The organism is Saprospiraceae bacterium (assembly GCA_016713025.1).
In the GTDB taxonomy this organism is placed as follows: domain Bacteria; phylum Bacteroidota; class Bacteroidia; order Chitinophagales; family Saprospiraceae; genus OLB9.
On sequence record JADJPZ010000003.1, the window covers coordinates 754,226 to 766,326 of the forward strand.

Annotated in this window: 7 protein-coding genes; 3 read left to right on the top strand and 4 right to left on the bottom strand. The window is 35.6% G+C overall.

What is annotated here, in order from left to right:
- Window positions 1-914: 914 nt before the first annotated feature.
- Together IPK35_06010 and IPK35_06015 are read right to left on the bottom strand one after the other, a co-directional pair.
- The gene (locus IPK35_06010; GenBank protein MBK8052828.1) at window positions 915-3,281 is read right to left on the bottom strand and encodes a hypothetical protein; all 2,367 of its coding nucleotides are present in this window, start codon (window positions 3,279-3,281) and stop codon (window positions 915-917) included.
- A gap of 198 nt (window positions 3,282-3,479) precedes the next feature.
- Window positions 3,480-6,284, bottom strand: a complete 2,805-nt coding sequence (locus IPK35_06015; GenBank protein MBK8052829.1) for a hypothetical protein — start codon at window positions 6,282-6,284, stop codon at window positions 3,480-3,482.
- A 175-nt stretch (window positions 6,285-6,459) separates the two neighbouring features.
- On the opposite strand from IPK35_06015, the gene IPK35_06020 reads away from it, so the two are divergent.
- Window positions 6,460-6,798 (top strand): LytTR family transcriptional regulator, encoded by a 339-nt coding sequence (locus tag IPK35_06020; protein ID MBK8052830.1) that lies wholly within the window; start codon window positions 6,460-6,462, stop codon window positions 6,796-6,798.
- Here IPK35_06020 and IPK35_06025 read toward each other — a convergent pair.
- Together IPK35_06025 and IPK35_06030 are read right to left on the bottom strand one after the other, a co-directional pair.
- Window positions 6,778-7,458 (bottom strand): tetratricopeptide repeat protein, encoded by a 681-nt coding sequence (locus tag IPK35_06025; GenBank protein ID MBK8052831.1) that lies wholly within the window; start codon window positions 7,456-7,458, stop codon window positions 6,778-6,780. The two genes, IPK35_06020 and IPK35_06025, sit on opposite strands and share 21 nt — an antisense overlap.
- 321 nt (window positions 7,459-7,779) lie before the next feature.
- Window positions 7,780-8,745, bottom strand: coding sequence for a hypothetical protein (locus IPK35_06030; protein ID MBK8052832.1), 966 nt, complete (start codon window positions 8,743-8,745; stop codon window positions 7,780-7,782).
- A 475-nt stretch (window positions 8,746-9,220) separates the two neighbouring features.
- Between IPK35_06030 and IPK35_06035 the strand changes: the two genes are divergently transcribed.
- Window positions 9,221-11,461 (top strand): bifunctional (p)ppGpp synthetase/guanosine-3',5'-bis(diphosphate) 3'-pyrophosphohydrolase, encoded by a 2,241-nt coding sequence (locus IPK35_06035; protein MBK8052833.1) that lies wholly within the window; start codon window positions 9,221-9,223, stop codon window positions 11,459-11,461.
- Window positions 11,462-11,481: 20 nt separating this feature from the next.
- A complete protein-coding gene (locus IPK35_06040; GenBank protein ID MBK8052834.1) occupies window positions 11,482-11,958 on the top strand; it encodes a transcriptional repressor in 477 nt (158 codons plus the stop codon).
- Window positions 11,959-12,101: the final 143 nt, after the last annotated feature.

Consider the following 12,101-nt stretch of genomic DNA (forward strand, 5'->3'; position numbering starts at 1 on the left):
AATGTTGAAAGCCCATGTTGTGGAAAATAAGAACAATATTGTTGATAAATGATTTTTTTGTTCTCAGATAATAGAATTTATGGATTTAGGCGGATATTTAAACCCGGATTATGCATTGGAACTTCGTTATGAGAAGTTAAAATGCAATAAATCAGATATTTATATTCGAAAAGCGTAGCACAGCTACGGTTACAGAAGATAAATAGGGTCTGCTTGATTTAAACTAAACAATTGACTATTAGTTATATGTATTAAAATTTATTGGTTTCGATGCATGGCATTGTACTCATTTTGACTAAAACATTTGCACTTCACTCAGTCTTTTGCCCTGTGCGGGCGGCAGTTACTTTTTTGCATCTTTTGCTCTCACATATTCCTTTGGAATGCTTACCCAGAAAAAAAGTAACCAAAAAACGCTAGTTCAAAAAAAGGTAACTGAATGGTGCAGCTTTGCTGCATTTGAGTGATACGAAATCACTCAAAAATGAAGGCACTGATTTAAACTTAAATCAGCTAGGTGTATTGTTGTTCATTCCCGACCTACCCATCCCTTTCGGGTTCCTTCACTTCTCGCACTGTCATGCTCGACCTTACAGGATCGTTCAGTCCTGCATTTTTCTATCGCCTTGATTATGAATCGTTTAATTTGTATCATTGTAGACCGGCGATAGACGCACTTTTGACTCATCATTCTCTATCACTTGTTTTTGAACGATTTACCAGACCAATAGCTGTCTTTAAATTGAATATTTTGACTTTTTCAGCATGCCCTAAATAGTCCGCCGCGGCGGATTCTGATTTGCAGCAGTTTAGCTTCGGAATAGATTTTCTAATGTATAATCCGGGTTAAAATAATACTGATTCATGTTAAAAATTATGGGCATTGTCCACATGACAATGCCCATAATTTTTCTTCACCCTATCACCACTACCAATTCGGTAACATTCATCCCACCCCTACGCGCTGAATGCACAAATTGTGCATCCAATGATGTTACTCGTTGACTTACATTGATCAGTCCGTTTCCGTCGCTGTTATTGTTACCATGCGGGTCGAAGGCACGGCCATCGTCTTTAAGTATAAATTGCAGGTTGTTTTGGTCTGATTCGCAACGGAAAGATACTTCTTTAGCATCGCTGTGTTTAGCGACGTTATTGAGTAGTTCCTTCAAAACGAGAAAGATATTTTTACGCTGATCCATACTAAGTGATAGGTCACTATGACTGCAATTGTTCTCAATTTTAAGAAGTACATTTTTTGCTTTGAAAGTTTCTGAAGCGTATTTAGTGATACGGGTGAGGAGACTTTCTAATTTTTCATTAGATGGATTTACGACCCAGACTATGTCCTGGATACTTTCCATGGCTTCCTGTGCTCTGTCACCTATCTGTTGCACCCTTTCTTTTTCATAATGGTTTTCCAGATTTTTTAAGGCAGAATGACTCATAATGCTGATACTGGACAATGCACTACCGACCTCATCGTGCAGATCCTGGCTGATGCGTTTTTTCTCCAGTAAAAGTTTGAGTTCAGAAGCAGCAAATTTCTGGATTTCCTGATCGAGCATTAGCTTGCTTTTTGATTTTGCCTTTTTTTGGAAATAATAAAAAAACCATGCACTCAATAGAAGTAAACCAGACAATAAGATTACCCAAAGCAATTTGTCCTTTTTTTCTTCCGCCACTGTATTTTTGGACACTAATAATTCTTGTTTGGTTTGATTAAGTTCGGTACCAGTTGTTGTTGCTATTTCTTCTTTAGCAATTTCCTGGTAGTCCTGAGATCTGATGATTGAGTCATGGAGAGCCGTTTTTAATTTAAGGTGATAGTTGGCCATTTTATGATTGGCCATTTTCTCATATATGGTTGACAGGCTTTGATGCACAGCTTCTTGTTCCTGGAGTGAACCAGATGAAAGACTTAGTTGCAACGCTTTTTTGGCAGTGGATAAAGCTTCAAGATGATCTTTTTCACTTTTGATAAGGGCGATTTGATTGAGCAAGTAGCTTTTACTGATGGTTGACCCTGCTTTATCTAAAGCTGATACACATTCATTCAGCAGTTTTTGAGCCAACACATCATTTCCTTCTTTACTATAAGCGACGCCCATTTGTCCTACACTTAGTATAGATGTTATTTTATCCGCTTCATTGCGCATTTCATAGGCTTTCTTTGCAAATTCAAATAGTTTTTTTGAATTCCCGATTTTTGCATAGTATTTGGCATTGTTTAGATATAAATTAGCAAGATTTCTGTTATTCGGATTAGAAAGTAAGTATTTTTGGTACCATTCTTCCGCTTCTTTTCTACCCAATGCTGCATTGGTAATAAATTGATTAAAGTAGCATTGATTTAGTAATTCAATATTTACCGGAGTCTTATTACTTTCTAAATATTTTATAGCTGACAGATTGTAGTCAGATGCTTCCTTGTATTTGCCGTAATAGTAGGCATTGGCCCCTTTATTAAAGTTTACTACAGCCATAAGATTTCCATCTTTCAGTTCTTCAGCGTTTATTTTTGCAGATGCAAGATGAGTCTCTGCTTCTTTGTATTTGCCAAGTTCCATTTTTGTTGTTGACAAAGAATTGAGTGTGTTTACAAAGTTTCGTTTGTCATCTTCAGGTTTGATCAAAGTGAGCAATTCTTCGAAAGAGCTCTCAGCCTTAATAAAATCGCCTTGTTTGATATGAAAATTTCCCATTCTGTTGAGTGACAAAGCCAACTCTCTGGGATCTCCTAATTTTTTTCTTATGTGATAAGATGCTCCAAGATAAAAGCCGGCCAAGTCAATATTTCCCATCGCTTCCATTAATACGACCATATTATTATATATCGAAGCCAATCCTTTTTCATCATTTATACTCTTACGGTAATCGATTACTTTCTGATAATGATACAAGGCTTTGGTATAATCTTTTCCACGGTTAAAATGATTGCCTAATTTTTGATTTGCATTTGTGAAACCGACGCCATCTTTCAGAGCCTCAAAAAGAGTAAGACCTTCTTTGTAGCAAAAAAATGAAGAGTCGATTTTGTTTTCTTTGTAATAACAGTCTCCCAGGGTAAGAAAAGCCTTTGCAATTTCCTTACTTTTTTGATTTGATTCTCCCCTTTCCAAAATTTCGAGACATAAATGCTTGGATCTGCCTAAATCACTTCTATATAGTTGCTCAGCCTGATCATTCAGTTTTTTTAGATAGACTTCTAGGGTGTCTGTTTGACCATAAACTAATGAAAAGGTACATAGGATAAGACCAGAAAGTAATTTTTTGAGCATTTTTTATCATTATTTTGCAGTTATTAAAAAGTGTACAAAGAAATATGAATTATTATTTCATGATTTCAAGAATTATTGGTACAAATATAACTTTAATATTAATTTATTCACTCTTTTATTCTGAAAAATGCTTAAAAACACTAATCGTTCTCATAGCGTATTATTCCGTAAAAGAAATTAATCATTACCGCATGCTAATTATTCAGGATTAATTACAGGACGTATTGTGAGAATATTCGGTTGGTTAATGATCAGATTGCCATTTTGCTGAACGGTAAGTTTGCTTACAATAGAATTTGATAAATCAAAAGTCACCTCATGATTGGGACAAATGATAACTTCATAATCATCATCAGGGAGTGTGCTGTTATACCAGGTATTAAGATTACTCCATAATCCTGTACTTTTTGAAACTTTCTGATTTTGTGGTAATATATTGATATATAATGCAGTACCGGTTTTTTCAAGCCAAACATAGTCTGGATTAAATATTTGATCATCATCATTATTGATAAAGATGAATTGCAGCGAATTATCATAAGTGAGGTTAGGAAGGGTAGTAGAAAGATTGATTAGTACATATCTGCCTGGAACTAAATTTTGTGGAGACCCTAAATTTATCTTTATTTTACCATTAAGATGAGCACCATTCGTAAGAGTCATAGAATCTCTATTATCAAAATCGTATAATTCAAAATAAATCAAGGATGAGGTATCAAATACATTATTGCCTGAAGGGAAAAATAAATTGCCATAATCATAGCCAGGGCCAATTGTTTTACAATAAATTTGAGGACTATTCCAAACTTGGACCAGGCCTTCACCTTTAACACTTTTTACATTAATAGGCAAATTCGATTTAAACCTTACTATGTTAGGAGCACTTCCATACAAAAATACTTCTGTCGAATCTAAATCTGCAAGATCCCTTAATTCTAAATAAGTTCCATATAGGATAACTTTACCATTAAATTTCCATCCTGTTCCTTTAATAGTATCTGAGAAGTAAGCATAGGTCTCACTTTCTTGACCTGTGATAAATGATTTACCTGTTGTAAGCTGAACGCTTGTCAAATCTAAAACAATTTGGGCATAATCTTCTGTGTTAATATTTATGCCTATAGTGCAATCATTTTTAAAACTTGCTTCAAGGCTAATGTGTGCAGTTCTATTCAAGTCGGAAGTGATACTTCCTGATGTCATGATAAGAGATCGAATAAAATTACTGAAACCATTAAGTTTTGCGCTACCATGAGTGATATCATGCCTTAACACATTAAAATTATTATTTGCAATAATTTGGCCATAAAAGTTCTGTAATCTACTTACCTTAAATGTATCAGTTAACGTCAATGTAGCAAAGTCTACTGACACAATAGGGTAAGAACCATTAGTGCTAAAGTAAGAATCTGTGATATTATTAATTGTTCCATTGGCGAGGATGTTGAGGTTTTCTCCAACAGCCATAACGACAGCTCCATTACTAATAAAATTTACTTGACTCACTTTCACTGGACGGGCAACGTATATTATTGAATTTGCAGTGGTAGAAAACTTTTTAAGGTCAAATTGCCCATTGATAGTAAAATAAGTATTTGTAGGGAAAGGGTAATCAAATTTTATATTGGCTGTATTCGCTGTAGATCTAGATAAGTAAATATTATTACTAAGAAATATTACTGAACCTCCATTATCTATTAGATTTGCAGTAGATGCTTTAACATTAATATTGATTGGATTTAAGATTAAGGTACCACCTATTTTGACACTGACACTGTCGTTCGATCCTTCCCAAGTTAAATTGCCATTTATCTTTACTTCTTCAGTTATCTCCAGATTTCCTTTGCCATGAGAGAAAGGAGGAAGGTGAGATTTAAAAGTAGTATTACATGTCGTAGAAGTATTTATTTTTGCTGATATAATTGAATTGCCTAGATTTGCACTTTGTCTTATAAATAACTTACCACTTCCCGAAATTAAAGCTTTACTGCTATTTGATTCATCATAGTTTGTCACAAGACCTTTAATAATAATGCTATCAGCGGATGTAATATTTAATGTTCCACCCTGTACATAATAAGTATGATTGTGGGTCACATTTGTAAGCTTATTTGCGATGTTGATTTGACCTCCAGAAATGGCTTCAAAATTGCCACTATAATTTTCATAATTTCCAACTAATAGATTTAGACTTGCTCCATTCTTTACTCTTACATAATTGGAGACACTTGTGCCATATAGACCTTTAAAAGAATTAGCACCACTTTTAAATTCTAATGTTGAAGGGCTGGTGGTATTAGATAAAAAAATTGGTCCATTAATATTGATTGGGGCATTAAAATATATCCAACCTAAAGCAGTTAAATTAGTCATTAAGGTTGGACTCAAAATATTAGCATATCCTGTAGCACAATTTTTTAATACATTTCCAAGATTAATTGGTAGGTTGTTTAGATGTTGTAGTATGAAAGTTGGATTACCTAAGCCATAAAAGTTGAAATTTATGGTGGTATTTGTGATGCTAACACCTGCAGAATTTCCAACAATAAGATCCCCTTGATACCATGTAAGGGTTTGAGCTCTGGTGTGGGTTTTGAATACTGCTTGGGTATGTGCGAGTGGATCTCCCGTCATATATGATCTTATTATAATAGTTTGTGGAAGAAGTGAGTCTATGCCGCTAACAGTTCCTGCCTGAAAATATAAAACAGAAGGTGAAAATGTTTTCTCACAAAATATTTTAGAATTATTGGTTAGCGTACATTGGTTAATACTTACATTGGTATCTATTATTAGGGAGTCATTTGCAAGATCAACTGTTATATTGTCTACACTCTGTGGCACTCCTACAGGGCTCCAATTATTTGCGTTTGACCATAGCCTGTTTCCTCCTGAATTGGTAAAAACATAATTTGCTGCAAAGCCCTGATAAGTAATAATACAATAGAATAATGATAAAGAGACTTTAATGGATATGTGGTTTAATTTAATTTTTAAATTCATCTTAACTTGGTTTTAAACATAAATTTACAGAGCAAAAATATCTATTATGCGAGTAACAGTCTGTCATCCTTTTAGGTGACAAACTTAATAAGATTTAGAAAAATTTGTCACCCTTTCTTATGACAAACATAGATATAAAATCCCATTATTTTTGCGTCAAATAAAGATGATTGCCATGAAACATGATGTAAATTATTCTCAACCAAAACCAATAATAGTTAAAGATAAAAAACTTAAACGGATTATTACTCCTTCTGACATAGTGTATATTACTGCGAAGAGTAATTACTCATTATTAAAATTGGTTGATGGCGGCCAAATTTTTACTTCAAAAACGCTAAAATACTGGGTCAATACGATTGGTCCGAACCCCGGTTTTTTAAGGGTTCACCGAGGTACTTTAGTCAATAACGATCATGTCAGGGAATTTTTACCTAAAAAAAGAGTATTTATCGTCACCGGAAATCATGAATTATCAATTTCCAGAAGGTCACTAAAGTGTATAAGTTCTTAACCTAAGGATATTACTTTCTAAATATTTTATAGCTGACAGATTGTAGTCAGATGCTTCCTTGTATTTGCCGTAATAGTAGGCATTGGCCCCTTTATTAAAGTTTACTACAGCCATAAGATTTCCATCTTTCAGTTCTTCAGCGTTTATTTTTGCAGATGCAAGATGAGTCTCTGCTTCTTTGTATTTGCCAAGTTCCATTTTTGTTGTTGACAAAGAATTGAGTGTGTTTACAAAGTTTCGTTTGTCATCTTCAGGCTTGATCAAAGTGAGCAATTCTTCGAAAGAGCTCTCAGCCTTAATGAAATCGCCTTGTTTTATATGAAAATTTCCCATTCTGTTGAGTGACAAAGCCAACTCTCTGGGATCTCCTAATTTTTTTCTTATGTGATAAGATGCTCCAAGATAAAAGCCGGCCAAGTCAATATTTCCCATCGCTTCCATTAATACGACCATATTATTATATATCGAAGCCAATCCTTTTTCATCATTTATACTCTTACGGTAATCGATTACTTTCTGATAATGATACAAGGCTTTGGTATAATCTTTTCCACGGTTAAAATGATTGCCTAATTTTTGATTTGCATTTGTGAAACCGACGCCATCTTTCAGAGCCTCAAAAAGAGTAAGACCTTCTTTATAGCGTATCCGTCCGAGCAAGCACATTAAGGATTTTGTTTAAGTGGGAGCAGCACTTTCAGATCCTTTAACTAATCTATCCGGCTACATCTTTGTAATTAAAGCGCAATCTATCGTTGTAAAATTCTTTTTGTCCCACTTCAGGCCTGCCTGCATTTATATTTGACAAAGTACAAATAAATACAGAAAATTTTTATTAAAGTGCAATTTTGGGATTCCGCCGATAATATTGAGGCCCTGTAATCCATTATAGACTATGAAGCCACCCCCTTATAAGTGAATGACTTCATAGTACAATCTTAGCTAAGCTACATTCGACATTCTCCTATTCATTCCTAAGGGCTATAACTTATTACGTTTAAAAAAGCTGAAAAGATGGTCATTTATCAACTCTTTGTATCCGGGTATCATGGAAATTGAGTCGTATATAGTATGGGGAATACCATTGAGTTTATAATGCAGTACTTCTTTTTTACACTTTTTGCATGCAGGACCATCTACGGGAGTGATTTTTTTTGAACACCATGATGATCTCTGAATATCATAGCTACCTATCTCATATAGCGTTGATTCTGGTGAGGATAGACAATTATTATGTAGTGCCCAATCACCACAAGCTGCATATGCATTGTCAAAGTTAAGACAAAATAGAGTGCCTCCGGTATAAGGTATCGTACCGTCTTCTGTACCGTGTAATTGCATCAGAGGTATTTTCGGAACTGAATCAAAAGAATAGCCTTCCCACTTGTAAGCTGCAAAGGTGGCAATGGCCGCAAAATCGTCCATTTCTCTTACTAGAGAGTAGCAGAGACCAGCACCATTGCTTGTACCCATGGCATAAATTTTTTCTTCAATGATATTGTGAGATGCCTTCATTTCGTTTAGAATAGTCTCAACATAACAAATTTCATCTACTTCAGAAAGGCATGCATCATCAACATACCAATGGTAATCATTGTAAGATCGACCATAGACAGCAATAAATTTATGTGTGTCTACCCAATCACCAATTCTCTCTTTCCAAACACAAGCTTTGTTTTTAAGGCCACTACCCCTACCATGAAAAACCAATAGTAAAGGATATGAAACAGCAGGATTGTATGGTTCAGGGAGCTGTACGTAGTAATATCTGGGAGCGTCACATGATGTAATTTTTTTTTGAATTAAACCGGCATAACCACAACTATCATCGGCCATGGTGCGTATTTCAGTCATTTTGTCAGATGATCCTTCTGTAAATAGAGCTTCATTGGTGCATGAATAGCATAAGAATAAAAGGCCCGCAAAGGGCAGAATAAAGTGTTTCATTGTATTAGATTTTTAAAAGGTGGTGAAAAAATTAATAGGAAAAAGAAAAAGATTTACCAAAATAGCAATCGACATTGTTTAAACATGCTTCATGTCTAACAGAAAATTTCTTGCGAAAATTTGTGATCATAATTATTTAAATTACAATACATTATGATTTAAATTTTTCTAAGAAGATTTTCTATTCACTATAAATACCTTGTGATAAATATTTTTAAAATAAATCTCTGTTCTTTAAATATTATACCCTAGTCAGACCGGCCGGTAAACTACCATATCAATTATTAAAGACAGTAAATAAAAACATGTACTCAAAAAAAAATCAAAAAGTTTGTTGAAGCGGATTTTTGAGAGTTTATTTTTGACCAGTAGGGCAGATTATTGGGCCAAAATAGATTTTTTTAACCTTGATTAAATTAAAATCAAAATTTTATTGTATATTTGTAAGTTTAGGAAATGAGAAAAAGAATATATCATGCCAGTCGGTACAGCGATCAATGAAAATGAGTTAAAGCAGGTAAGGGCAAAATTTGATACTTTACTTGAGGTCATGGAACCAAGTCTTCAGGATGGTGATAAGTCATATCTTGAAAAGGCCTACAACCTCGCTGTGGATGCACATAAGTATCAACGTCGCAAATCAGGGGAACCTTACATATTTCATCCCATTGAAGTTGCCAGAATTTGCTTTGAAGAAATAGGGCTTGGACCTACGGCCATTGTTTGTGCATTGTTGCATGATGTAGTGGAAGACACACCAGTCACTCTGGAAGATATCAAAGAACAGTTCGGGCCTAAAGTGACAGTCATCGTGGACGGTCTCACAAAACTCGATGGAACTTACGATATCGATGTATCGGAGTCTCCTCAGGCTGAAAATTTCAAAAAAGTATTGAGCACACTTATCGTTGATGTCAGAGTTGTCCTGATCAAAATGGCTGACCGATTGCATAATCTGCGCACGATAGACGCACAGGCGAAACACAAGCAACTCAAGATAGCAGCAGAGACCGAGTATATTTATACCCCGTTGGCTCACAGGTTGGGATTGTACAACATCAAAACAGAATTTCAGGATATTTGTCTCCGTATTACCGACCCCCAAACCTACGAAGAGATCAGCCACAAACTCAGCGATACTGACCAGGCAAGAAATAAATACATTGAGGAGTTTATCAAACCACTGGAGGATGAACTCCAGCATCTCGGAGTGCCATTCAGGGTTTTGGGCAGGTGTAAAGCGATATCTTCTATATACAATAAGATCAAGGAGAATAAGGTCACGTTTGAGGAGATCTTTGATATTTTTGCTGTGAGGATCATTATAGATGTACCGACGGACAAAGAAAAAAGTTTTTGCTGGCAAATATATTCTATCATTACAGATGTGTATAAGCCCATACCCGAACGACTCAAGGATTGGGTGACAACACCCAAAGGCAATGGTTATGAATCGCTACACACGACCGTCATAGGTCCCAAGGGAAGATATGTAGAGGTACAAATCCGTAGCGATCGTATGGATGAAATTGCTGAAAGAGGTTTTGCTGCTCACTGGAAATATAAGGGCATCAAAAAACAGGAAAACGTATATGATCACTGGCTTGATAACATCAGAGAAATTCTGGATGCCAAACACTCCAATGCTATGGAGTTTATCAATGACTTTAAGACCAACTTATTCAGCGAAGAAGTCTATGTATTTACTCCGAAAGGTGAAATGCGTATCGTGCCAAAAGGAGCTACAGCATTGGATTTTGCATTTGAAATACACACTGATGTGGGATATCATGCTTCGGCAATCAAGGTAAACAATAAACTGGTACCCATGGGCTACAAGCTCAATAATGGGGATCAGGTACACATAGTCACCAATAAAAATCAGAAACCCAATGAAGATTGGCTCAAAATGGTGATCACAGGCAAGGCGAGATCAAAAATCCGCTCTGCTATGAAAGAAGAGCGACGTAAGATAGGAGAGTTTGGTAAAGAAGCACTCGAACGAAAACTCAAGAACCTTAAGATTGACTTTGAAGACAACGTGGACACAATAACCAAAAATCTTGGATTTAAGACGCGCATTGATTTATACTATGCATTGTCTCAGGATGAAGCACGGATCACAGATATCAAAAATTACACTATTGAAAATGGTAAGATAGTGTTTAAAAAAGAGGAAGAGGATGAGACCAAATCAGCACCTGTCGCCGAAGAACTAAAAAAACTGCAAAGACCGTCCAAAACCAACAAGTCCAATATTCTGGTCAACGGCGAGCCCGCAGATATGTATCAGTATTCGCTGGCTAGTTGCTGCAATCCCGTACAAGGTGATGAAATATTTGCCTATCTTACAGCTAATCAAGGACTTAAAATCCATAGAACTTCATGTTCTAATGCAACACATATTTTAGCAAATTTTGGATACAGAGTCCTCAAAGCAGATTGGGAAGACTCTGTCAACTCCAATTTTATAGTAGAATTGGTAGTCACAGGTGTGGATTCAGGGCCAGGCGTGATCCAAATGCTGACCAATGAACTTTCCAACAAACTAGGCATCAACATCAAGACCTTCAGTATGGAGGGCAAAGAAGGTTTTTATGAAGGGAAAATCGGCATTGTTGTATTGAACAAAGACCAGCTCAATATCGTTGTACAAGCATTAGAAAAATTGCCTGGAGTATCATCAGTGGTCAGAACAGACCGTGCTTACAAATAATATTATTACATGATTATTACATGATAATTACATCAGATAAATTAGAACAAATAGTTTCAGAGGTTAAAACAATTTTTACTTCTCACCTTGAAAAATTTTCACTGCGTAAGACCCCTGAAAGGTATGCTATTCTGGAAGAAATCTACAGAAGAACTGATCATTTTGATGCAGAGGCACTGTATATCCATATGAAAAACCAAAACTACAGAGTAAGCCGTGCCACTGTATACAATACCCTGGAATTGCTTGTCAGTTGTGATCTGATCACCAAACATCAGTTTGGAAAAAACCTGGCCCAATACGAAAAATCATATGGATTTAAACAACACGACCACCTGATATGTATGGATTGCGGGGAAGTGCTGGAATTTTGCGACCCGAGAATCCAGCAGATCAAATCCATGATGGGAGAAATCCTGGAGTCTGATATCAAGCACCATTCACTAAATCTGTATGGAAGATGTAAGAAGGTGGTTTGTGACAATAGGAAGGATTGATTTCAGTGTTATGCCAACCTTAATTTAAAAATATCGGCATCATAAGTAATCCTTTTTTACCGTATCTTGACATCTGAAACTAAAAGGTTTGTATTAGTCAATTTTCAAAAACCGGTAAACTCAAGGTGAAAGTAGTCCCCTCT

Excerpts from the sequence above, each read along its gene's own strand:
- IPK35_06010 (MBK8052828.1), bottom strand. The coding sequence starts at position 3,281 with ATGCTCAAAAAATTACTTTCTGGTCTTATCCTATGTACCTTTTCATTA.
- IPK35_06015 (MBK8052829.1), bottom strand. The coding sequence starts at position 6,284 with ATGAATTTAAAAATTAAATTAAACCACATATCCATTAAAGTCTCTTTA.
- IPK35_06020 (MBK8052830.1), top strand. The coding sequence starts at position 6,460 with ATGAAACATGATGTAAATTATTCTCAACCAAAACCAATAATAGTTAAA.
- IPK35_06030 (MBK8052832.1), bottom strand. The coding sequence starts at position 8,745 with ATGAAACACTTTATTCTGCCCTTTGCGGGCCTTTTATTCTTATGCTAT.
- IPK35_06035 (MBK8052833.1), top strand. The coding sequence starts at position 9,221 with ATGCCAGTCGGTACAGCGATCAATGAAAATGAGTTAAAGCAGGTAAGG.
- IPK35_06040 (MBK8052834.1), top strand. The coding sequence starts at position 11,482 with ATGATAATTACATCAGATAAATTAGAACAAATAGTTTCAGAGGTTAAA.